Source organism: Sorangium sp. So ce385 (genome assembly GCF_051474135.1).
Taxonomy (GTDB): domain Bacteria; phylum Myxococcota_A; class Polyangia; order Polyangiales; family Polyangiaceae; genus Sorangium; species Sorangium cellulosum_D.
This window is the reverse complement of record NZ_CP150337.1, coordinates 4041509-4063226: the sequence shown is the minus strand read 5'-3', so window position 1 is coordinate 4063226 and position 21718 is coordinate 4041509. Positions and strand designations below refer to the sequence as shown.

Genomic DNA, 21718 nt, shown 5'->3' with positions numbered 1-21718 from the left:
GGCGACGCGCGGGGGCAGCGCCGTCATGCCGTCACTCCGAGCCCGGCTGCGGCTCCGAGGAGCAGCTCGTCCTCGCGCCGCACATGCCGCTGGCCGGGAGGAAATCGGCGCACGGGTCGACGACCTGCAAGGTCCAGAGACACCCGTCCAGCGAGCTGAATCCATCGATCTGCTGCCAGGTCGTCGCCGCGTCCGCGAAGACCGGCCCCTTGTGGCACGCGTCGTCCAGGGGCGCGTACCCGCGGTAGTAGATGTCGTTGCCGATCTGGAGCTTCGCGACGCCCTCCCCAGGATCGGTGTCCGCGACGATGTTGCCGTAATTCACCACGGTCCCCTGCGACCAGGGCACCGCCGCCGCGTTGCGGAGCCGGACCTTCACCCCACCCCACCGGTCGTGAAAGCTCGCGTCCGCGGCCGAGCTCAGCGACGCGACCTCTTCCTCGGTCAGCGCGTGCGGCTCGGGCAAGGGCGCCCGCGCGTCCCCGACCTTCTCCATCTTGGTGAGATAGGCGAGCTGGCGCTGCCGGGTCTTGCTCTCGACGTACGGCAGGGGATCAGCGCTGCAGTCCTCCCAGCACTGGTGCTCGTCGGCCTCGCACGCCGTCTCGTCGTCGTGACATGCGCGCTCCTCCTCGTCGCACTGGAGATCGCCGCACGCGTCCGCGCCGCAGAAGTCCAGCAGGAAATAGGACGTCTCTCCGACCACGTCGAGGACGTCTCCCGGCATGACGTCGTCGGGGATCTCCCCCCCGGCGGGCTCCTCGCCGAGCTTGGCGCAATACAGCTTCCCGCCGGACCCGGTGGTGGCGTCGTTCCCCCGATCCACCGCGAGGATTCCGGAGTAGGGCGCGGTCTCGGTGAGCCCCGGCGCGGAGAGATAGACGCCGTAGGTACAGCGGCCCGCGCTGCTCTGGGACACAAGGAACTTCGGGCTCATCGCCACGACGCCCCTCAGCTCCACGATCCCCGACGCGACCGTGCCCATGGTGACGTCCTGGATCGTCACCACCTGAGCCGGCGGCGGATCCTCCGTCCCTCCCCCGCCCCCACCGGCGCTCCCCGTGGTGGCTGCCCCCGCCTCGCCCCCGCTGCCGCCGTCTCCCGCGCTCGTCCCTGCCCCGCTGCCGCCGGTGCCGGTCGTCCCGCCGGGCCCCCCTGGCCCCGCCGGCGCGCCGACGCTGTTCCCCTCGGGCTGACACCCGCCGGCGCCCACGAGGAGCGCCACGAGCGCGCCTAGCCCCAGCAGCCCAACATCCCTGCTACGCATGCGAACCTCCACGACGACGAAAACAACGCCGTGCGCCCCTCGCGGAGCGATCGCGACGCCATAACGCAACGCGCTGCGAGCAGCCTCACCGACACTGTCGGCAAGCCGCTCACAGCGAGCGCATTACGACCGTAGCACAGGTTTCGTTACGCCTTTGCGCCGAGCCCGAAGCCGTCGTGCAGCGCGCGGACGGCGAGCTCAGCGTACTTCGTCGAGACCAGGCACGAGATCTTGATCTCGCTCGTGGAGATCGCCTGGATGTTGATCCCCTCGGCCGCGAGCAGCTGGAACATGCGCGCCGCCACGCCGGCGTGCGTGCGCATCCCGAGGCCGACGATGGACACCTTCACGATGTCCTCCTCGTAGCGGATGCCCACCGCGCCCACGCCGCCGGCGATCTTCTCCATCACCTGCTTGGCCCGCGGGAGATCGGCCTTGCCGACCGTGAAGGTCACGTCGGCCTTCACCTCGCCGGCCGCGCCGCGCGCCTCCAGCCCGTAGCTCGGCGCGTTCTGGATGATCATGTCGACGCTGATGTTCTCCTCGGCCAGCGCGCCGAAGATCTGCGCCACGACGCCCGGCTTGTCGTCGACGCCGACGAGCATCACCCGCGCCTCGTTGCGGTCGAGGGCCACGCCCGTCACCGTCACGCTCTCGAGCGACTGCTCCTCGCCGACGACCCACGTGCCCGGCACGTCCGAGAACGACGACCGCACGTGCACCGGGACACCATACTTCATCGCAACCTCCACGCTCCGTATCTGAAGGACCTTCGCGCCCAGCGAGGCGAGCTCCAGCATCTCTTCGTAGCTGATCCGCTCGATCTTCCGCGCCGTCTTGCAGATGTTCGGGTCCGTCGTGTAAACGCCGTCGACGTCCGTGTAGATCTCGCACTCGGCGCCCACCGCCGCCGCGATCGCCACCGCGCTCGTGTCGCTGCCGCCGCGCCCGAGCGTCGTGATGTTGCCCGCGTCGTCCACGCCCTGGAAGCCGGCGACCACCGCGATCTTCCCGCCCGCCAGCGCCTCGTGCAGCCGCTGGGCGTCGATCGCCTTGATCCGCGCCTTCGTATACGCGCTGTCCGTCAGGATCTTCAGCTGGTGGCCGAGGAAGCTCCGCGCCTTGCCGCCCTGCGCCTGGATCGCGATCGCCATCAGCGCCGCCGAGACCTGCTCGCCGGTCGCCGCGAGCGCGTCCATCTCGCGCGCGTCGGGGACGGGCGCGATGTCCGACGCCAGCTTGAGCAGCCGGTTCGTCTCGCCGGCCATCGCGCTCACGATGACCACGACGTCATGGCCGGCCTGCTGTGTGGCGAGCGCCCGGGCGGCCGCCCGCTGGATGCGCTCGATGGACCCGACGGACGTGCCGCCGAACTTCTGGACGATGAGGCTCACGCGAGGTGTGGCCAACTAGTCCAACATGGACGCCCGGGTCAAGAGGAAATTTGACAGGGCCGTGAGGCCAACGAACACGGCACGACCGGGACATGCCGGGAGAGCGCCGCCGTCCCGCCCACCCGCGCCAACCGTGGATACCCCGGACAACCGCGCCCCGCGCGGGCCCGGCCGACGGGAATAAACCCCCGGCTCAGCCGCTTCGGGTCGGCGCTGTTGACACAGATCCCCCCGCCGCTACGATGGCGCCCCCTTCGCCTGGGTAATGGGCGATCCAGGGGGCCCCGACGGCGAGGTCGCCGGTGAGGGGCGGGGGATCGCCAAGGGCGAACCGCGGAGCAGGGCGCTCCGCTTCTCAAGGAACCATCGTAAGGAGGTCATTTTGGCTAGCGATGTGATGATCGAGGCGAGCTCGCTGACCAAGCGCTATGGGTCGCTGCGCGCGCTCGACAAGGTGAGCTTCGAGGTCCATCGCGGCGAGGTCGTCGGCTTCCTCGGACCAAACGGGGCCGGCAAGTCGACGACGATGCGCATCCTCACCTGCTTCATCTCGGCGTCGGCCGGGACGGCGCGGGTCCACGGATACGACGTCTTCGACGAGCCGCTCGATGTCCGGCGCAAGCTCGGGTACCTACCCCAGCGCGCCCCGCTCTATGGCGAGATGAACGTGTGGGAGTACCTGTCGTTCGTCGCGGACATGCGCGGGCTCGACCAGTCGGTCTTCAAGAAGCGGATGAAGGGGATCGTCGAGGTGTGCGGCCTCGCCCAGGTGCTCGGCAAGGACATCGGCACCCTCTCCCACGGCTATCGCCAGCGCGTCGGCCTCGGCCAGGCGCTCGTCCACGACCCGCCGATCCTCATCCTCGACGAGCCGACGAGCGACCTCGACCCGAACGAAAAGGCGGAGGTCATCCGTTACATCAAGGAGATCGGCAAAGAGCGGACGATCCTCCTGTCCACCCACAACCTCTCCGAGGTCGAGGCCGCCTGTGCCCGCGCCATCATCGTCTCCAAGGGGCGCGTCGTCGCCGACGGCCCCCTCGACGACATCCGCGCGAAGAGCGGCAAGGTCCGCTACGTCGTCACCGTCCACGAGAAGAAGGTCTTCGAGGGCGGCGACGGCTACCGGTCGGGCGCGCGCAAGCCGCCGACCGCCCAGGAGGTCCAGGAGGCGCTCGCCGGGTTGCCCGGCGTCACCAGCGTCACCGAGCTGCCGACCGACGACAGCGCCCACAGCTTCCAGCTCCTCGGCGCGCTCGGCGGCGACATCCGGCCCGAGCTCTTCCAGCTCATCGTGCAGAAGGGCTGGCTCCTCCTCGAGATGCGCCGCGACTCGCAGAGCCTCGAGGACGTGTTCAAGGCGCTCACGCGCGGCGACGAGCGCAAGGACCGCGGCCGCCGGCTGATCACCGACGACCTCGACGACGAGGACGAGGCGGGCGCCGCGGACGACGAGGACGAGGACGAGGACGAGGACGAGGACAGCGCCGGCGACGAGGCGAAGAGCGCCGGCGACGAGGACGAAGGCGCGGACGACGAAGCGCCGGCCAAGAAGAAGGGCTGAACGGCATGAGCACCACCCTGACCATCGCGAAGCGGGAGTTCCGCTCCAACTTCGATTCCCCCCTGGCCTATGTCGTGATCTGCTTCGGGCTGATCGCGCTCGGCGTCACTTTCTTCTTCATGAACGGCGGCTTCTGGCAGGCGGACCGCGCCTCGCTCGTGCAGCTGTTCTCGTGGGCGCCGATCGGGCTCTCCTTCCTCATCATCCCCGTCATCACGATGCGGCTCCTCGCCGAGGAGAAGCGGAGCGGCACGCTCGAGATGCTGATCACCCTGCCCGTGCAGGACCACGAGGTCGTCCTCGGCAAGTTCCTCGGGGCGTGGGGGCTCGTCCTCGTGCTGGTCTTCTCGACCATCCTCTACCCGATCCTGATGTTCACGTGGCCCTGGCACCTCGGCGCGCTCGACAGCGGGCCGGTGATCGCGGGCTACATCGGGCTCGTGCTCTACAGCGCGGCGGCGGTCTCGATCGGCCTCCTCATCTCGTCGCTGACCGAGAGCCAGGTGATCGCCTTCTTCATCACCTTCCTGCTGCTCGGGTTCCTGCACGGCGTGGACAACCTCGCCGACTACGCCCCGTCGGTCTTCCGCGACGTCCTCTCCTTCATCAGCTTCGACACCCGCCTCACGCCGTTCGCGCGCGGCATGGTGTCCACCCGAGACATCGTCTTCTTCCTCTCGATCACCGCAGGCTGCCTCATGGCCGCGTTCAGGGCGCTTGAGCGCAGGAAGTGGGCGTAAGGATTACCATGGAACGCAAAGCCAAAGCCGCGACGCAGACAGGCGTCTATCTGGCCATCGTCGCCGCCATCCTCGTGGTGGCCAACGTCATCTCGCACGGCGTTTACAAGCGCTTCGACATGACGAAGACCGAGAGGTTCACCCTCTCGAAGGGCTCGGCCCACCTCGTCCGCGAGGGGCTCAAGCAGGATCTCCAGATTGACGTCTACGTCACCCGGGGTCTCCCGAAGCACGAGGCGTTCATCCAGGACCTCACCGACCTGATGAACGAGTACGAGCAGGCCTCGAACGGCAGGCTCCACTACGCGATCATCGAGCCGAAGACGGACGAGCAGCGCGCCGCCGCCAAGGAGGCGGGCCTGCAGGAGGCCGCGTTCGGCGAGGGGAGCGAGACCGGCCAGGACCAGGCGACGATCACCCGCGGGTTCATGGGCATCGCCTTCAAGTACGGCAGCGAGAAGGAGGCGATCCCGATGCTCTCGCCCGATCAGGGGCAGGGCCTCGAGTTCTGGATCACGAACACCATCCGGGAGATCCGCGACAAGGCGGACGGCATCGACACGAAGATCGGCGTCGTGACCGGCAAGGACGAGATCAAGCTCACCGACCCGAACCTCGTCGCCTCGCAGGGCGGCCGGGGCGGCCCGTCGATGCGGGCGCTGCTCGAGCACCACTTCCCGTTCTACAAGTTCGAGGACGTCGACCTGAAGGGCGGCGACGCCGAGATCAACAAGGAGCTCTCCGGCCTCGTCATCACGCAGCCGGGCAAGGAGTTCACCGAGAAGGAGCTGCGCCGCATCGACCAGTTCCTGATGCTCGGCGACAAGTCGCTCGCCGTGTTCGCCGGCGCGGTGAACCTCAAGGCGTCCGACCCGTCGATGAAGGCGACGCTCAACACCTGGGGCCTCGAGAAGCTGCTCGACGGCTACGGCGTCGAGATGAAGAAGGAGGCGATCCTCGACTGGAGCCGCTCGATGGCCATCCCGGTCCAGTCGCAGTCGGGCCAGCTCATGTGGTTCCGCGCGCCGGGCATCCTCCAGCTCCAGGAGGACAGCCGCTTCGACGAGAACGAGCAGATCCTCGACTCGTCGTTCCCCGGCTTCTTCCGCCTCCCCGAGCTCGCCTTCCCCTTCCCCTCGACCCTCGTGCCGCACCCGGAGAAGCAGCCCGAGGCGACGATGAAGGTCGTCGCGCGCTCCACCCCGAAGACCACGGTCGACACGTCCGAGACCATCGACATGAAGTTCTCGGCCGACTGGAAGCCGAAGGGCGAGTACGCGCAGCGCGCGATCGGCGTGACGATCGAGGGCAAGCTCAAGAGCGCCTTCGGCGGCCAGGAGGGGCTCGGGATCACCGCGCCCGCGGAGAGCGCGACCCCGAGCCGGATCCTCGTGCTCTCGGCGTCGCAGTTCCTCGCGAACCCGTTCGCCCGCTCCGGCAACCCGCCCCCCATGCCGCCGCAGATGGCGATGATGGGCGGGATGGGCGGCGACGAGGACCTCCTGATGCTCTCGCAGCCCTACGCGCAGAAGTACCTGACCGCCACCATCCTGGCGTTCAAGAACACCCTCGACTGGATGGCGGGCGACAGCACGCTGCTCGCGGCGACGGCGAAGATGTTCGGCGAGACCAACCTGACCTACGCGGACATCGAGAAGCCGAAGCAGGAGGCCACGGACGACGAGGCCACGCTGGCCAAGAAGGCCGAGGAGTACCGGGCGGAGCGCAAGACCGTGCAGCAGCGCGTGCAGTGGACGCTCACGCTCCTGCCGGCCGTCCTCTTCGCGGCGTTCGGCATCGTCCGGTGGCGGCGGCGCGAGAGCGCCCGCGAGAACATCACGCTCGACTGAGCCAGAGCCCCAAGGGGTGAAAGAGCCATGAAGACCGAGCACAAAATCTACATCGCCCTCGTCGTCCTCGCGCTCCTCGGCGTCGGCGTGTTCCTCACGCAGAAGCGGCAGAAGGACCAGCTCGCCGCTCACTCGGCGACCGCCGCGACGGCGGACTTGCCGAGCGTCGGGGTCTCGAAGGACGACGTCGAGAAGATCACGAAGATCTCGATCAAGAACGCCGACAAGTCCGACGTGACGCTCGAGAAGAAGGGCGACACGTGGGAGGTCACGAAGCCCGTGAACGCCAAGGCGAACGCGGCGAACGTGCGGAGCCTGCTCGACAACCTGAAGGAGCTCAAGCTGAAGGAGGTGATCGACAGGACGAGCGGCACCTACGGCCAGTACGAGCTCACGGACGAGAAGGCCGTCCACGTGGTCGCGTACAAGGGCGACGAGAAGGCGCTCGACATGTACTTCGGCAAGAGCGGGTCGCGCGGGCAGATGTCGCGCGTCGAAGGCAAGGACGGCGTCTACATCGCGGGCGGCTACTCGAGCTACCTCTACACGCGGGAGCCGAAGAACTGGCGCGAGAACTCGATCCTCAAGTTCGAGGACGAGAACGTGGTCCAGGCCTCGATCGAGAACAAGAACGGCCTGTTCAGCTTCTCGAAGAACGGCGACAAGTGGGCCGGCACGTTCGCGCCCCGCGACAAGAGCGGCAAGATCGGCGCGGCCTCCGCGAAGTGGGAGAAGTTCGACGAGGCGAAGGTGAAGGACCTGCTCCGCGCCTTCAAGGGCCTCGGCGCGGAGGACTTCGGCGACGGCAAGTCGGACGCCGACACCGGGCTCGACGCGCCGACCACGAACGGCGGCATCGTCACGATCAAGCTCAAGGACAACGCGGGCGACCACACCATCAAGGTGGGCAAGACCGCGAAGGGCCAGAGCCGCTACGCCGTCAAGGAAGGCGGCGACGGCACGATCTACGTGCTGTCGTCGTGGTCGGCCGACTGGGCGCTCGCGGACCAGAAGCGGTTCGAGAAGAGCGAGAAGAAGGACGAGAAGCCCGCGGACCCTCATGAAGACGAGGCCGCGGGCCACATGGGCATGCCGGGCATGCCGGGCATGGACGACGGCGAGTAGCCGGCGACATCGCGCGGTCGATCGGGAGGCGCCGGGCAACCGGCGCCTCTTCGTTTTTTGTGCGCCGAAGCGGGCGGCCGCGTGCGACGCGCGAAACCCGGTTCGCACGCCGGGGCCGATGTGACGAATATTCGACGCACTCTGCGCACGGATTTTCGTCACCCGGGACGCCACGATCAGACGAATTCATGAGCTCGCATCGTGGAATCAGGCCCAAACCAGGATTCCATTGTTTTCTGTTTGCCCTGGCCCGGATTTCGCTTATGGCTGCGCTCACTCAGGCCCCGGGTGTCCTTGTCGGACGGACACCTACGTCCGACCGGTCTGAGTCAGCAGAGAGCCATGCGAACGTTCGTCGAAGTTCTCCAGCAAAATTCGGTGCACGCCGACCGAGCGATCACGTTCATGCGCAGCTCCGGAGAGGAGCGGTCGGTCAGCTACGCCGAGCTCTGGCTCGAGGCGCGGCGCAGGGCCCACGCGCTGCGCAAGCTCGGGCTCAAGAAGGGCGACCGCGTCGCCCTGATCCTCGCCGAGGCCGACGAGTTCGTCCTGACCTTCGTGGGCGCGCTCACGGCCGGCATCGTCGCGGTCCCGATGTATCCGCCGCAGTCGCTGGCCAAGCTCGAGGCGTACAGCGAGACGGTGCAGCACATCCTCGCCGCCTCCGGCGCGCGCGTGCTCGTCACGAACGAGCCGCTCAAGGAGATGATCGACGCCCACCTCGCCGCGAGCGGCGAGGGTCCGGCGGCCCTGCGCGTCGTCCTGGAGCGCGAGCTGCGCGACCCCGAGGGGTTCGACGCGTCGGACGCGGCGGAGCCGTGGCGGGTGTCCCTCGACGACCTCGCGTTCCTGCAGTTCACGTCGGGGAGCACCTCGCGGCCCAAGGGCGTGATGGTGACCCACCGCAACCTGACGGTGAACAGCCACGCGATCATGTTCGACGGGCTGCGCTCCACCCCGGAAGATCGCGGGGTCAGCTGGCTGCCGCTCTACCACGACATGGGGCTCATCGGCTTCGTCATCGCGCCGCTCTACGCGCTCGTGCCGGTGTTGTTCCTGCCGACGACGGCGTTCATCCGCCGCCCCTCGCTCTGGCTCGACGCGATCCACAGGTTCCGCGGCACGATCACGTTCGCCCCGAACTTCGCCTTCGCCCTGGCGACGCGCGCCGTCACCGAGGCGCAGGCGGGCCAGTGGGATCTCTCCTGCCTGCGCGCGCTCGGGTGCGGGGCCGAGCCGATCCAGGCCGACGTGCTCCGCGCCTTCCTCGATCGCTTCGGCAAGCAGGGTCTCCGCCCGGAGAGCATCCTGCCGTCGTACGGCATGGCCGAGGCCACGCTGGCGATCACCTTCAGCGACCTCGCGGCCCGGCTCACCACCGACCGGGTGGACGCGAAGGCGATGCAGTCCGGCAAGGCGCGGCCCGCGAACGGCGGCGCGTCGCTGGAGCTCGTCTCCTGCGGCCGTCCCCTCCCCTGCCACGAGCTCATCATCGCGGGGCCCGACGGCGCGCCGCTCGGCGAGCGCGAGGTGGGCGAGATCTGGGTGCGCGGCCCGAGCGTCGCCGCCGGGTACTTCAACGAGCCGGAGGCGACCAAGGCCGCGTTCGGAGGGGGCTGGCTGCGGACGGGCGATCTCGGCTATACCGTCGCCGGCGAGGTGTACCTCTGCGGCCGCTCGAAGGATCTCATCATCCTCGGCGGCAAGAACTATTTCCCCCAGGACATCGAGCGCGTCGCCTCCTCCGTGGAGGGGGTGCGCGAGGGCCACTGCGTCGCGTTCTCGTGCCTCACCGCATCGGGGGCCGAGCGCGCGGTCGTCGTCGCCGAGGTCAAGCGCAGCGTGGCCGGCGTGGCGCAGGCGATCCTCCAGGCGGTGCGCGCCCAGCTCGGCGTCCAGCTGTCCGAGGTCGCGCTCATCAAGCGGGGGACGCTGGCCAAGACGTCGAGCGGCAAGGTGCGGCGCCGCGAGATGAAGCGGCGCTTCGAGGCCGGCGAGCTCGAGGTCGCCTCGGACGTTGACGAGGGCGTCACGCCCTCCCCCCAAGCCGACGCGGTCCGCGCGAGCGGAGCGGCGGCTCGAACCGAAGGGGGCCGCGCGGGCGGCGCCCCGGCACGTGTCGAAGGAGTCATCGATGGGATCCAGTAAGGCCGAGGTCGAGGTCAGCTACGACGTCTCGAACGAGTTCTTCAGGCTGTGGCTCGACGAGCGCATGAACTACACCTGCGCCGTCTACGAGTCCCCCGAGCAGTCGCTCGAGGCCGCGCAGCTGAACAAGCTCCGGATCCTCTCGGACTTCGCCAAGGTGGCGCCCGAGAAGAAGGTCCTCGACATCGGCTGCGGGTGGGGCGCGGCCCTCGAGTACGTGGCCACGGCGCGCGGCGTGAAGCGCGCGGTCGGCGTCACCCTGTCCACCGCGCAGGCCGCGGAGGTGAACGCCCGCAAGATCCCCGGCGTCGAGGTGATCGGCGGCGATTTCCGGACCTTCGCGACGCCCGAGCGGTTCGACAGCCTGATCTCGATCTGCATGATCGACCACCTGTGCTCGCCGGAGGAGGCGCGCCAGGGCAAGGCGATCGACATCTACCGGGCGTACTTCAAGAAGGCCTGGGAGCTCACGAACAAGGGCGCCTGGTTCGGCCTCCAGACGATCCTCCGCAACCGGACGCCGCGGATGACGCCCTGGGGCGGGCTCCCGGCCGGTACGAAGAAGGAGCTGGAGGACATCTACTTCGTCACCAAGGAGATCTTCCCCGGCGGCTTGAACCCGCGGCTCGAGGACATCATCCAGGCGGCGAACCCCTACTGGGAGGTGATGCAGGTGAACACGCGGCGCGAGCACTACCAGCGCACCACCGCGGAGTGGCTCCGCCGGCTCAGGCTGAACGAGAAGACCATCCGGTCGACGTGGGGGGACAAAGTCTTCGACGACTACGATCGTTACCTGTCGACGTGCGTGAACGCGTTCGACAAGCACTACAGCTCCCTCGCTCAATACGAGCTTCGCAGGATCGACTGAACCATGACGGACAAGACCAATCTGCTCGAGATGTTCAAGACGGTTGCCGCCCGCGTGGACAAGCGCGAGTTCCCCAACGTCACCGCGGCGTCGGTGATCACGGAGCTCGGCATCGACTCGCTCTCGATGATGCAGATCGTCGGAGAGATGGAGACCGAGCTCGGGATCATGATTCCGGACGAGGATCTGGTCGAGCTCATCACCGTGGGCGACCTCTGCAAGAAGGTCGGGGAGCGGCTGGAGGCGGGCGCATGAGCCGGCTCGAGGAGAAGATCTTCCGGGAGTACATGACGTTCTTCGAGAAGGCGGAGCGCGAGCGCCGCTGGAACGTCTTCGAGGACATCCCCTGGGACCGCGTGAACCGGGAGGCGAGCGAGGAGCTCGCGCTCTGCGCGGAGACGTTCTGCTCCGTCGAGATGTACCTGCCCGACTACGTGTCGAACGGCATCAACCTCGTGCGCAGCTACTTCGGCCAGGCGTGGTTCCAGGCGAACTGGGCCTACGAGGAGTCGAAGCACTCGCTCACGCTGATGCAGTACCTCCTCAGGTCCGGCAAGCGCACCGAGGAGCAGCTCACCGATCTGCAGCACCAGATCTTCGCGAAGAAGTGGGACCTCCCGTTCCACACGCCGCGGCAGATGACGTTCTACGGCTGCGTGCAGGAGATGGCGACGTTCGTCATCTACGTGAAGCACCGGGAGCGGGCGGCGTCGGAGGGCGACGAGTGCCTGCGGACGATCTACGACTACATCGCCCGCGACGAGATCGCCCACTGCCGCTTCTACCAGAGCGTCATCAAGGTGCTGCTCGAGGAGGACCGGGAGGGCACGCTCGCCGACATGGCGCACGTGTTCGCGAACTTCGAGATGCCGGGCGTCGGGATCGTCCCCGACTACGACTCGCGCATCCTGAAGATGCGCGAGGCGGGCGTCGATCGGAACGTGTTCATCCAGAAGGTCTACATGCCGATCCTCAAGTACCTCGGGGTGGGCCGGCACGAGATGCTCGCGGCCCAGCGCGCCGCGCTCGATCTGCGCCGCGGCGGAGAGCGCCGCCGCGACACGTCGATCGAGGCCCTCGCGATCGCCCCCAACCTGAACGACGCCGCCCCGCAGGCGCTGTCCGCCTGAGCGCGTCGGCCCCTCCCTGAACCCCTTCCCCCTTTCCTGAAGCGAGCACGAGCAGTCCGATGCGAAGGCGCGTCGTCGTGACCGGGATCGGCGCCGTTTGCCCGCTGGGCAACGACGTCGCGACCACCTGGCAGAACCTCCTCGCCGGCCGATCCGGCGTGGACTACATCCGCGATTTCCCCGTCGACAAGCTCCGCAGCGACATCGCCGCCAGCGTGAAGGGGTTCGACGTCGGGAAGTACCTGTCGCCCAAGGAGGCGGACATCTACGGCCGGGTGACCCACCTGAGCCTCGCGGCCGCGGTGGAGGCGCTGCGCGAGGCGGGCATCGCGCCGCTCCAGCGCGCCCCCGCGGCGGGCGACGAGGCGACGGAGGGCGCGGCGCGCGCGACGGGCGCGGCGCCGCCGGGCTCCGCGGCGCCGGGCGACGGAGGCCTCGACCGGACCCGCGTCGGGTGTCTGATGTCGACCGGGATGGGCTCCGTCGAGATCTTCGAGGAGCAGATCGCGAGGAGCGCGGCGCGCGGCCCGCGGGCCGTGTCGCCCTACTTCATCCCGGGCGTCATGCCGAACGGCGCGGCGGCGCTCATCGCCATGCGCTACGGGCTCATGGGGCCGTCGTACAACCTCGCGAGCGCGTGCGCGACGGGCACGCACTCGATCGCGACCTCGGCCCTGCTGATCGAGGCGGGGGAGGCCGACGTGATGGTCGCGGGGGGCGCCGAGGCGGCGACGCGGCTCAACACCGTCGCGGGGTTCGGCAACGCGAAGGCGCTCGCCAAGGCGGTCGACGGCGACCCGACGCGCGCGAGCCGCCCGTTCGACCGGCGGCGCCAGGGCTTCGTGATGGGCGAGGGCGCGGGCGCGCTCGTGCTCGAGGAGGAGCAGCACGCGCTGGCGCGCGGCGCGAGGCCGCTCGCCGTCGTGGCCGGCTTCGGGATGACCACGGACGCCGAGCACCTCACGCGGCCGCACTCGGAGGGGCTCGGGCTCGCGCTCTCGCTGGAGCGCGCGCTCGCCAGGGCGGGCGTCGCGCCGGCGGCGATCGGGTACATCAACCCGCACGCGACCTCGACGCCGCAGGGCGACGCCGCCGAGGTGCTCGCCCTCCGGCGCGTCTTCGGCGAGCGCCTCCCGCGCATCCCGATCTCGGCGACAAAGTCGATGATCGGGCACCTGCTCGGCGGCGCCGGCGCCGTGGAGACGATCGCGGTCGTGTGCTCGCTGCGCGATCAGCTGCTGCACCCGTCGATCAACGTGGATGAGCTCGATCCGGAGTGCTCCCTCGACATCGTGCGCGAGCGCCGCTCGGTCGACCTGCGTCACGCGGTAAAGTGCTCGGCGGGCTTCGGCGGGCACAACTGCGCGCTCGTGCTGGAGCGGGCGTAGCCCGGCGCGGCTGGGTCCGCGGCCGACCGCCGCCGCCCGCCGCCCGGCTGGCGGCCCCCCTCGCCCGGCGCTAGGTGGGCCTCATGGCATCCCCCACGAACCGGCTCGCGAGCGAGTCCTCGCCGTACCTCCTGCAGCACGCGCACAACCCGGTCGCGTGGTACCCGTGGGGCGCCGAGGCGCTCGAGCTCGCGCGGCGCGAGGACAAGCCGATCCTCCTGTCCATCGGCTACGCCGCCTGTCACTGGTGCCACGTGATGGAGCGCGAGTCGTTCGAGGACGCGGCGATCGCCCGGCGCATGAACGAGCTCTTCGTGAACATCAAGGTCGACCGGGAAGAGCGGCCCGACCTCGATCACATCTACCAGCTCGTCGTGCAGCTCATGGGCCGGAGCGGCGGCTGGCCGCTGACCGTGTTCCTCACCCCCGACCAGCGGCCCTTCTTCGCGGGCACGTACTTCCCGCCGAGGGACAAGCACGGCATGCCCGGCTTCCCGAAGGTCCTCGACGCGGTCGCCGACGCCTACAGGAACCGGCGCGACGACGTCGAGCTCCAGGCGAAGGAGATCACCCAGGCGATCGAGCGCGTGCAGCGCGCGCCGGCGAGCGCCGCGGAGCCGGCGAGCGCCGCGGGCGCGGCGAGCGCCGCGGGCGCGGCGAGCGCCGTGGAGCTCGCCTCGTCCGACCTGCTCCGGCGCGCGTCGCGGCAGCTGCTCGCGCGCTTCGACAACCGCCACGGCGGCATCGGCACGCGGCCGAAGTTCCCGAACACGATGTCGCTCGACGTGCTGCTCCGCCGCGGCGTGCTGGAGGGCGATCGCGTCGCGGCGGAGAGCGTCGAGCTCGCGCTGGACCGGATGCGCGACGGCGGCATCTGGGACCACCTGCGCGGCGGCTTCCACCGCTACTCGACGGACGAGCGCTGGCTCGTGCCCCATTTCGAGAAGATGCTCTACGACAACGCGCTCCTCCTGCGCCTGTACGCCGACGGCTTCCGCGCGTTCGAGAAGCCGATCTACGCGGAGACGGCGCGCGAGATCGTGGGCTACCTGTTCGCCGAGATGCGCGACCCGGAGGGCGGGTTCTACGCGTCGCAGGACGCCGACTCCGAGGGGAGCGAGGGCAAGTTCTTCGTGTGGACGCTCGACCAGCTGCGCGCAGCCGTCGGCGACGATCCGCTCGCGTACGACGTGGCCCGCTTGGTCTTCGGCGTCACCGAGGAGGGCAACTTCGAGGACACCGGCGCGACGGTGCTCTCGCAGCACCGCACGCTGGAGCAGGCCGCGGCGATCCTCGACGCGGGCCACGGAGGCGGCTCGGCGGCGCACCTCGACCGGTGCCGCGAGGCGCTCGCGCGCGCCAGGGACAAGATGCTCGCCGCGCGCGAGGCGAGGCCCCGGCCGGCGCGCGACGACAAGGTGCTCGCGAGCTGGAACGGGCTGCTGATCGGGGCGCTCGCCGACGCGGGCCGCGCCCTGGATGAGCCCGCCTGGGTCGAGGCTGCGGCGCGCGCGTTCGCGGCGCTCGAGCAGAAGCTCGTGCGCGGCGGCCGCGTCGGCCGCTATCTCAAGGACGGCGCGCCCGCGGGCGCGAAGGCGGCGGGCGGCGACGGCGCGGCCGACGTGCGGCCGGGCTTCCTCGACGACCAGGCGTACCTCGGGAACGCGGCCCTCGATCTCTACGAGGCCACCTCCGACCCGCGCTACGTCGGCGTCGCGCGCGCGATCGCCGACGCGATGATCGCGCACCACTGGGACGACGCCGCGCGCGGGTTCTTCTTCACGCCGGACGACGGCGACGCGCTCATCGCGCGCACGCAGGACATCTACGACCAGGCCGCGCCGTCGGCCACGTCGATGGCGGCGCTCCTCTGCCTGCGCCTCGCCGAGATCGCCGACGAGCGCTACCTCCCGCCGGCAGAGCGGCAGCTCGAGGCGCTCGCCCCGGCCGCCATCGAGAACCCCTTCGGGCTCGGCCAGACCGTGTGCGTGCTCGACCGCCTCGCGCGCGGCAGCGTGACGGTCGTCGTGGTCGGCGAGGCGAGCTCTCCCGCGGCGGGCGAGCTCGCGCGCGAGGCGTTCAAGGCTTACCTGCCGAACCGGGCGATCGTGCTCGTGGATCCGGCGCGCCCGGAGACCGCCGCGGCGGCGCGGGTCGTCGCCGAGGGCAAGCCGGCGCCCTCGGGCTCGGTGGTCGCCCACGTCTGCCGCGGGCGGACGTGCTCGGCGCCGGTGACGACCCCGGCCGAGCTCAAGGCGCTGCTGGGGTGACGCGGCACGCGCTGAGCTCGCACGGCCCGCGCGCCGGGACGCTCGAGCAGGAGCATCCGGACACCGGGCCGGGCGCGTGGGTCTGCGCGCAGCCGCGCCCGACGCCCTCGGCGCGGGCCTCGGCCTTCGAGCAGACCTCCACGTCCAGCTTCGCGTCGGCGTCGAAGTCGGTGACGAAGGTGCAGCTGCAGCGATAGGGCGCGCCCTGCTCCGGGCCGCACGCGGGCGCGAGGACTGCACACAGCAGAACGCCCGCGCGCGCGGCCCGGATCTCGGATCTAGGGCGTGACCGTGCTGCCGCCACTGTTGCCGCCGCCGGAAGCCTTGTTGCCGCCGGTGTTGCTCTCCCGGATGTGGAACTCGACGCGCCGGTTCTTCTGGCGCCCGGCCTCGGTGTCGTTGGTCTCGATCGGCCGCCGCGGCCCGAAGCCCGCCGCCGTGAGGCGCGCCGGGTCGATGCCGCCGCGCTCGATCAGGTAGGTCCTCACCGAGTGCGCGCGGTCGTTCGAGAGTCGCTCGTTGAGCTGATCGGACCCGCGGTTGTCCGTGTGGCCCTCGATCGCGACGAGCGTGATCTCGGGGTTCACCTTGAGCAGCCGGACGACCTCGTCGAGGATGCCGTAGCTGTTCTGCAGGATCCGCGCGCTGCCGGTCGCGAACTGCACCTGTTTCAGGATCTGGATCTCGCTCGAGCCCGTGATGCGGCGGATGAACTGCGGGCAGCCGTTCTTCGCCGGCTCCGGGCTCGGCTCGCCCGGCTCCTTGGGGCAGGCGTCCTTCGCGTCCGCGATCTTGTCCTCGTCGGCGTCGTCCTCCGGGCAGCCGTCGGCGTCGTTGATCTTGTCGAAGTCCTCGGCCTCGTCCGGGCACTTGTCGCTGACGTCGGGGATGCCGTCGCCGTCGCGATCGGGCAGCGCCGGGCAGCCGTCGCTGGGGTTCGGCGGCTTGTTGTCCTCGGGATCGGTCGGGCAGAGGTCGATGTCGTCCGGGTAGCCGTCCTTGTCCGTGTCCGCGGCGCGCGGCGGGGGCGCCTGGAAGCGCTTGCCGGGCGACATGGGCTCGACGTCCGAGATGCCGAACGCGTAGCCGATGACCCCGGTCACCCGGAAATCCGGCGCGTAGCCGCCGGTGAGCCGCGTTCCGCCGCCGACCCCGAGCCACGCCTTCTTCCGCTGGTCGAGGGCGAGCCGCCCCTCGGCCATCCACTCGAGCGGGGTGTTGTCCCCGTCGAACGTCGTGCCCCGGCCGAGCCCGGTCGATCCGAAGATCTGCGCGCCCAGCCGCAAGGTCCCGTTCCGCAGCGGGACGAAGCCGCCGACGCCCCACCGCCACTCGTGCGACACGTCGAAGTCGTTGAGCGAGGCGTACGGCCGGAAGTGCACCCCGGTGTTCAGCACGAAGAACATGCTCTTGAGGTCGATCTCGCCCGAGAGCCCGATCAGCGCGCTCGTGCTCTTGTCGCCGGCGAACGAGAACCGGTGGCCCGTCGGCACCCACGCCGCCGCGTTGACGCCGAGCTTGAAGAAGCGATCGTCGGATCGGTAGAGGATCGCCCGCGCGTCGAGCCGCAGGTCCATGATCGCGGCGCTCGACGGGCTCGCCGCGTCCTGCGCGCCGGCGGTGGTCGAGTCGTTCGTCTGGTTGCTCGTCTGGAAGGCGATGAACGGCAGCCCCACCTGGACGCTGAAGCGATCGAGGAACTCGACGCCCCCGTTGAGGTACCCGATGAGCTGCGAGGACACCGGCGCGCCGTAGTCCCTGCTGAACCGCTCCGCGGCGCGCTCGTCGTCCAGCATGTTCTCGACCCGGAAGGGATTGAGGCCGAAGCCGAGCCCAAACTGACCGAAGAAGCGCGTGTCCGGCGCCACCTGCGGCCGCCAGAGCGCGATCGAATCCTCGGGAGCGCCGGCCATGTAGAGCCGGTCCAGGTAGAACGTCCTGGTCTGCGCGCTCGCAGGGAGCGCGCTCAGGAACAGGGCTCCCGCCGCAGCGACGCCCAGCGCGCGTCGCCTGACGCCCCGCGCAGTCACGTGCTGCTTCTCCCCCACATGTCCACCGGTGCGCGTCAAATTCCCTCCTGTGACCCCTTGAGAACGGCCGTCGCGGTCGATCGGAGGCTACACGCTAACCCAGGTACCTAGAAAGGTGAGAGAGAACGGCGAACCGAGGCAACGCCGCGTCGTCTGGTGTTGACCTGGGCCGAACGCCGTGCTTTCTTGCGCGCCCGCTTGACGTGCGGCCAGGTTGCCGCCGTTCGCGGTCCAGAACGCCAAGGGACGACCAGCCATGAAGCGCACTTACCAGCCCCACAATACTCGCCGCGCCCGGACCCACGGCTTCCGTGCGCGTATGGCGACCGCCGGCGGTCGCAAGGTCATCAACAACCGCCGCCGCAAGGGCCGCGCCCGGCTCGCGCCCACCATCTACAAGAAGTAACACGAGCGTGATGGCGCCAGCGCGCCCGCGCTCGTCGGCGTCCTCCTCCTCGTCGTTCCCGCGCGGGCGCCGCATCCGCAAGCGGGCCGATTTCGTCCGCATCCAGAACGGCGGTCAGCGCGTCACCACCCGGCACCTGCTGATCCTCGTCGCGGCCCCGAACGACGCGGCCGCGCGCGGCGCGGGATCCGGCCGCGCGCCGCTCGCCCCCGAGCCCGTACCGGGGGCGCCTCGGCTGGGCCTCGTCGCCTCGCGCAAGGTCGGCGGCGCCGTGGTCCGCAACCGAGCGAAGCGCCTGCTCAGGGAGGCGTTCCGGAGATTCCCGGAGCTGTTCCCGGAGCGCGTCGACATCGTGGTGATCCTGCGCACCGGCGCCGGCGCGCTCGGCCTCGACGACGTGCTCGCGGAGCTGCGCAGCGTGGTCCCGGTGCTCCGGCGCCGGGCGCGGGAGGCGCTCGCCGGCGGGCCTCCCGCCGCCGGGCGCGGCGCGCCTCCCGCCGCTGCGCGAGGCGCGCCCCCGGCCGCGGACGAGCGCGGCGCAGAGGATCCGCCGGGCCGATGACGTAGCTTACCTTGCGCCGTGGTGCGCCGGGCCCCAAGCTCCCCGCTCATCCACGGGTCACCGCATGCTGGCGAAGCTCCTCCTCGCGCTGATCCGCGCCTACCAGATGACGCTCTCCAAGGTCATCGTGGCGTTGATGGGTCCGGTCTGCCGGTTCGAGCCCTCGTGCTCGCGCTACGCCGCCGCCTGCATCGTGGGTCACGGAGCGCTTCGGGGGAGCTTGCTTTCGCTCAAGCGACTGTGTAGGTGTCACCCGTTTCATCCGGGCGGGTTCGACCCTCCGCCACCACCTCGTCTTCGCCCTGGCGCGGCGGCTCGGGCGCCGACGCCACGGGACGCTGACCCGCGGGATACGGCACGCTGTTCGTCTACTGGCACGGAGCTCGCCTCGCACGCCTCGCCCCCTCGGCGAGCGGGCTCCAGCGGCCGGGTCACTCTCATGGACTAATCCCGCTCGACCATCGACACGGCCCCGGCGGCACGGCGCCCGACACCCCGCGGGGCGAAGCCCGTCCGGAGCGACCCTGGGCAGCCTCGTGAGGCGTCACGAGACGCCAGCAGCGAAGGGCGCGGCTCGAGATCCTGGGATCGACGAAGGACTTCATGGAACGCAGCAATATCGCCAAATGGCTGTTCCTCGGCCTCGCCATCATCCTGTTCATCCAGTTCGGCAAGCCGCTCCTCTTCGGTGAGAGCGCGGAACAGCTCCAGCCGCTCGACGTCAACGACAGCACGGCCCCCGCGGAGCGCGCCCCCGCGGAGGCGTGCGTCATCGACGGAGATCGGTTCAAGGCCGAGCTCTCCACGCGGGGCGGGTCGGTCCGGCACCTCTGGATGACCGACCCGAAGTACACGACGGGGAACGGCGAACGCAGGCCGATGGACCTGGTCACGACCTCGCTCGAGTCGCGGATGCCCCTCCGGACGGACCTGCGCCTGCCGGGCGGCAACGCGCAGCAGGTGCCGTTCGACGACCTCGACTGGAAGCTCGCGGCGCAGGACGGCAAGAGCTGCACGTTCACCTACAGCGACGACGCGACGAGGCTCACCAAGGTCGTCGCCGCCACCGGACGCCCGTACGAGCTGTCGCTGCAGGTGACGGTCGAGAACCTCGCCCAGGAGCCGCGCAAGCACCGGTTCGCCGTCGAGCAGACCGCGTGGCGAACCCAGAAGGAGACCGAGGGCCACCTCGGCCTGATCTCCGAGTGGATCACCGAGACGGTCGCCGCGACCGACCAGACGACCGAGCGCCAGCACCCCGACGCCTTCGAGCCCGGCGACTTCAAGGACAAGGAGTTCACGGCCGAGCGCTGGCGCCGCACGCCGGGCAACGGGCGCTTCGTCGCGGTCTCGAGCAGCTACTTCAGCAAGATCGCGATCCCGCTCGAGGGGCCCGGGAAGCCGGTGGCCGAGACCCAGATCGAGGAGATCTGGGACACGTCGAAGTTCCAACAGAAGGCCAAGGACCCGAGCCACGGGCACGTCTACCGCGCGCGGCTCGCCTTCCCCGAGCACGAGCTCGCGCCCGGCGGCGCGGTCACCTACAAGGCCCTCTCCTTCACCGGCCCGAAGGAGCGCGACCTGCTCGGCGCCGTCGGCCACGGGACGAGCGAGGTCATCAACCTCGGCTGGTTCTCGCCGATCGCGAAGATCCTCGTCTCGTACCTCTACGTCCTCTACCGCGCCGTGGGCAGCTGGGGCTGGGCGATCGTCCTGCTCACCATCACCGTCCGGCTCCTGCTCTTCCCGCTGAGCATCCAGCAGATCAAGAGCGCCGCGGCGATGCGCAAGCTCAAGCCGGAGATGGATGAGATCAACGCGAGGTACAAGGACGACGCCACCCAGCGCGGCCTCGCGATGCAGGAGCTCTGGCGCAAGAACAAGGTCGCCAACCCCGTCATCGGCTGCTTCCCGATGCTGCTCCAGATGCCGGTGTGGTTCGCCCTCTACACCGCGCTCCAGACCGCGGTGGAGCTCTACCACACGCCGTTCGGCCCCGTGATCCCGGACCTGTCGGCCCCGGGGAAGTACTTCATCATCCCCATCGTCCTGGGCGCCTCGAGCTTCATCCAGCAGAAGCTCATGCCCCCGCAGGGCGACCCTGCGCAGCAGAAGATGATGCTGTACCTCATGCCCGGCATCTTCACCGCGATGATGCTCTTCCTCCCGGCCGGCCTCGGCGTTTACATGTTGACCAACACCTGGCTCGGCATCGGCCAGCAGGTGCTCGTCGAGCGGTACCTGAAGGCGAAGAACGAACGGGCCGGCGGCATCGAGGTGCGAGAGATCGCGAACGCGGAGCCCCAATCCGCGATGAAGAAGACTCAGGGCGACGACAAGTCGGCGCCTGCTCTCGGAAAGGGAAAAGCACGTGTCCGTGGATAGTGAAGCTGCCGAAAGGGGAATCGACGCGGCGGACGTCGATGTCGACGCAGAGGCGCAGGGCGCTGGAGACGCGGCCGAGTTCGAGGAGGACGGTCGCGCCGACATCGCGCTCGACTTCGTCATCGATGTGCTCGCGGCGATGGGCATGGACTGCACCGTCGATCTCCTCGAGAACGAGGAGGAGGATCCGCCCGAGGAGATCCGCCTCGAGATCGAGGGGAAGGACGCCGGTCGCGTGATCGGCAAGAAGGGGCAGACGCTCGCGGCGCTGCAGTTCCTCGCCAACCGCGTGATCAACCGGCCGGGCAAGAAGCGGCGCCACGTGATCATCGACGCCGAGGGCTACCGGCAGCGCCGCGAGGACACGCTCTCCTCCATGGCCCGCCGGCTGGGCAAGCAGGCGGTCGAGGAGGGCAAGATCATCACCTTCGAGCCGATGAACCCGCAGGACCGCCGCGTCGTCCACCTGGCCCTGGCGAAGTTCCCCGGCGTCGTCACGAAGAGCGACGGCGAGGGAGAGGCCCGCCGCGTCCAGATCATCCCCGTCCGCCGCTGAGCCACCGCTGAGCCACACAGAGACCGAGCGCT

The 21718-nt window shown here is 69.8% G+C and carries 19 protein-coding genes; 16 read left to right on the top strand and 3 right to left on the bottom strand.

Features of this window, described 5'->3' with window-relative positions; genetic code table 11:
- Positions 1-31 precede the first annotated feature (31 nt).
- Together WME83_RS15080 and WME83_RS15075 are read right to left on the bottom strand one after the other, a co-directional pair.
- Entirely contained in the window at positions 32-1267 is a 1236-nt protein-coding gene (locus tag WME83_RS15080) for a hypothetical protein (protein ID WP_437319981.1), read from the bottom strand.
- A 146-nt stretch (positions 1268-1413) separates the two neighbouring features.
- Positions 1414-2661: an aspartate kinase gene (locus WME83_RS15075; protein ID WP_020734993.1), complete on the bottom strand. Its 1248-nt coding sequence runs from the start codon at positions 2659-2661 to the stop codon at positions 1414-1416.
- Positions 2662-3043: 382 nt separating this feature from the next.
- Between WME83_RS15075 and WME83_RS15070 the strand changes: the two genes are divergently transcribed.
- From WME83_RS15070 to WME83_RS15020, 11 genes are all read left to right on the top strand, one after another.
- Positions 3044-4225: an ATP-binding cassette domain-containing protein gene (locus WME83_RS15070; protein ID WP_437319980.1), complete on the top strand. Its 1182-nt coding sequence runs from the start codon at positions 3044-3046 to the stop codon at positions 4223-4225.
- 5 nt (positions 4226-4230) lie between these two features.
- Complete coding sequence (locus tag WME83_RS15065; protein WP_437319979.1) at positions 4231-4965, top strand: ABC transporter permease; 735 nt, start codon at positions 4231-4233, stop codon at positions 4963-4965.
- Between the two features lie 8 nt (positions 4966-4973).
- The gene (locus tag WME83_RS15060) at positions 4974-6815 is read left to right on the top strand and encodes a GldG family protein (RefSeq protein WP_437319978.1); all 1842 of its coding nucleotides are present in this window, start codon (positions 4974-4976) and stop codon (positions 6813-6815) included.
- A 27-nt stretch (positions 6816-6842) separates the two neighbouring features.
- Positions 6843-7940 carry a DUF4340 domain-containing protein gene (locus WME83_RS15055; RefSeq protein ID WP_437319977.1) on the top strand — a complete coding sequence of 366 codons (1098 nt, stop codon included), beginning with the start codon at positions 6843-6845 and terminating at the stop codon, positions 7938-7940.
- A gap of 342 nt (positions 7941-8282) precedes the next feature.
- Entirely contained in the window at positions 8283-10088 is a 1806-nt protein-coding gene (locus WME83_RS15050) for a fatty acyl-AMP ligase (RefSeq protein WP_437319976.1), read from the top strand.
- On the top strand, positions 10075-10959 hold the full coding sequence (locus WME83_RS15045; RefSeq protein ID WP_437319975.1) for a class I SAM-dependent methyltransferase: 885 nt from the start codon (positions 10075-10077) through the stop codon (positions 10957-10959). The genes WME83_RS15050 and WME83_RS15045 overlap by 14 nt, the downstream gene beginning before the upstream one ends.
- 3 nt (positions 10960-10962) lie before the next feature.
- Positions 10963-11214 carry an acyl carrier protein gene (locus WME83_RS15040; RefSeq protein WP_020734986.1) on the top strand — a complete coding sequence of 84 codons (252 nt, stop codon included), beginning with the start codon at positions 10963-10965 and terminating at the stop codon, positions 11212-11214.
- Positions 11211-12089: an acyl-ACP desaturase gene (locus WME83_RS15035; RefSeq protein ID WP_437319974.1), complete on the top strand. Its 879-nt coding sequence runs from the start codon at positions 11211-11213 to the stop codon at positions 12087-12089. The genes WME83_RS15040 and WME83_RS15035 overlap by 4 nt, the downstream gene beginning before the upstream one ends.
- 59 nt (positions 12090-12148) lie before the next feature.
- Complete coding sequence (locus WME83_RS15030) at positions 12149-13477, top strand: beta-ketoacyl-[acyl-carrier-protein] synthase family protein (RefSeq protein ID WP_437319973.1); 1329 nt, start codon at positions 12149-12151, stop codon at positions 13475-13477.
- An 83-nt stretch (positions 13478-13560) separates the two neighbouring features.
- Positions 13561-15747: a thioredoxin domain-containing protein gene (locus WME83_RS15025; RefSeq protein ID WP_437319972.1), complete on the top strand. Its 2187-nt coding sequence runs from the start codon at positions 13561-13563 to the stop codon at positions 15745-15747.
- Positions 15744-15944 carry a hypothetical protein gene (locus WME83_RS15020; protein WP_020734982.1) on the top strand — a complete coding sequence of 67 codons (201 nt, stop codon included), beginning with the start codon at positions 15744-15746 and terminating at the stop codon, positions 15942-15944. The genes WME83_RS15025 and WME83_RS15020 overlap by 4 nt, the downstream gene beginning before the upstream one ends.
- An 81-nt stretch (positions 15945-16025) precedes the next feature.
- Here the strand turns inward: WME83_RS15020 and WME83_RS15015 are convergent, their stop codons facing one another.
- A complete protein-coding gene (locus WME83_RS15015; RefSeq protein ID WP_437319971.1) occupies positions 16026-17777 on the bottom strand; it encodes an OmpA family protein in 1752 nt (583 codons plus the stop codon).
- Positions 17778-18033: 256 nt separating this feature from the next.
- Between WME83_RS15015 and rpmH the strand changes: the two genes are divergently transcribed.
- From rpmH to WME83_RS14990, 5 genes are all read left to right on the top strand, one after another.
- A complete protein-coding gene (gene rpmH, locus WME83_RS15010; protein WP_012235155.1) occupies positions 18034-18183 on the top strand; it encodes a 50S ribosomal protein L34 in 150 nt (49 codons plus the stop codon).
- Between the two features lie 10 nt (positions 18184-18193).
- Positions 18194-18745, top strand: a complete 552-nt coding sequence (rnpA, locus tag WME83_RS15005) for a ribonuclease P protein component (protein WP_437319970.1) — start codon at positions 18194-18196, stop codon at positions 18743-18745.
- Between the two features lie 64 nt (positions 18746-18809).
- Positions 18810-19193, top strand: coding sequence for a membrane protein insertion efficiency factor YidD (gene yidD, locus WME83_RS15000; RefSeq protein WP_437319969.1), 384 nt, complete (start codon positions 18810-18812; stop codon positions 19191-19193).
- A 155-nt stretch (positions 19194-19348) separates the two neighbouring features.
- Entirely contained in the window at positions 19349-21130 is a 1782-nt protein-coding gene (gene yidC / locus WME83_RS14995; RefSeq protein WP_437319968.1) for a membrane protein insertase YidC, read from the top strand.
- On the top strand, positions 21123-21686 hold the full coding sequence (locus WME83_RS14990) for a protein jag (RefSeq protein ID WP_236644599.1): 564 nt from the start codon (positions 21123-21125) through the stop codon (positions 21684-21686). The genes yidC and WME83_RS14990 overlap by 8 nt, the downstream gene beginning before the upstream one ends.
- Positions 21687-21718: the final 32 nt, after the last annotated feature.

Excerpts from the sequence above, each read along its gene's own strand:
- yidD (WP_437319969.1), top strand. The coding sequence starts at position 18,810 with ATGCTGGCGAAGCTCCTCCTCGCGCTGATCCGCGCCTACCAGATGACG.
- WME83_RS15030 (WP_437319973.1), top strand. The coding sequence starts at position 12,149 with ATGCGAAGGCGCGTCGTCGTGACCGGGATCGGCGCCGTTTGCCCGCTG.
- WME83_RS15045 (WP_437319975.1), top strand. The coding sequence starts at position 10,075 with ATGGGATCCAGTAAGGCCGAGGTCGAGGTCAGCTACGACGTCTCGAAC.
- WME83_RS15055 (WP_437319977.1), top strand. The coding sequence starts at position 6,843 with ATGAAGACCGAGCACAAAATCTACATCGCCCTCGTCGTCCTCGCGCTC.
- rpmH (WP_012235155.1), top strand. The coding sequence starts at position 18,034 with ATGAAGCGCACTTACCAGCCCCACAATACTCGCCGCGCCCGGACCCAC.
- rnpA (WP_437319970.1), top strand. The coding sequence starts at position 18,194 with ATGGCGCCAGCGCGCCCGCGCTCGTCGGCGTCCTCCTCCTCGTCGTTC.
- yidC (WP_437319968.1), top strand. The coding sequence starts at position 19,349 with ATGGAACGCAGCAATATCGCCAAATGGCTGTTCCTCGGCCTCGCCATC.
- WME83_RS15035 (WP_437319974.1), top strand. The coding sequence starts at position 11,211 with ATGAGCCGGCTCGAGGAGAAGATCTTCCGGGAGTACATGACGTTCTTC.
- WME83_RS15060 (WP_437319978.1), top strand. The coding sequence starts at position 4,974 with ATGGAACGCAAAGCCAAAGCCGCGACGCAGACAGGCGTCTATCTGGCC.
- WME83_RS15080 (WP_437319981.1), bottom strand. The coding sequence starts at position 1,267 with ATGCGTAGCAGGGATGTTGGGCTGCTGGGGCTAGGCGCGCTCGTGGCG.
- WME83_RS15025 (WP_437319972.1), top strand. The coding sequence starts at position 13,561 with ATGGCATCCCCCACGAACCGGCTCGCGAGCGAGTCCTCGCCGTACCTC.
- WME83_RS15040 (WP_020734986.1), top strand. The coding sequence starts at position 10,963 with ATGACGGACAAGACCAATCTGCTCGAGATGTTCAAGACGGTTGCCGCC.
- WME83_RS15065 (WP_437319979.1), top strand. The coding sequence starts at position 4,231 with ATGAGCACCACCCTGACCATCGCGAAGCGGGAGTTCCGCTCCAACTTC.
- WME83_RS15050 (WP_437319976.1), top strand. The coding sequence starts at position 8,283 with ATGCGAACGTTCGTCGAAGTTCTCCAGCAAAATTCGGTGCACGCCGAC.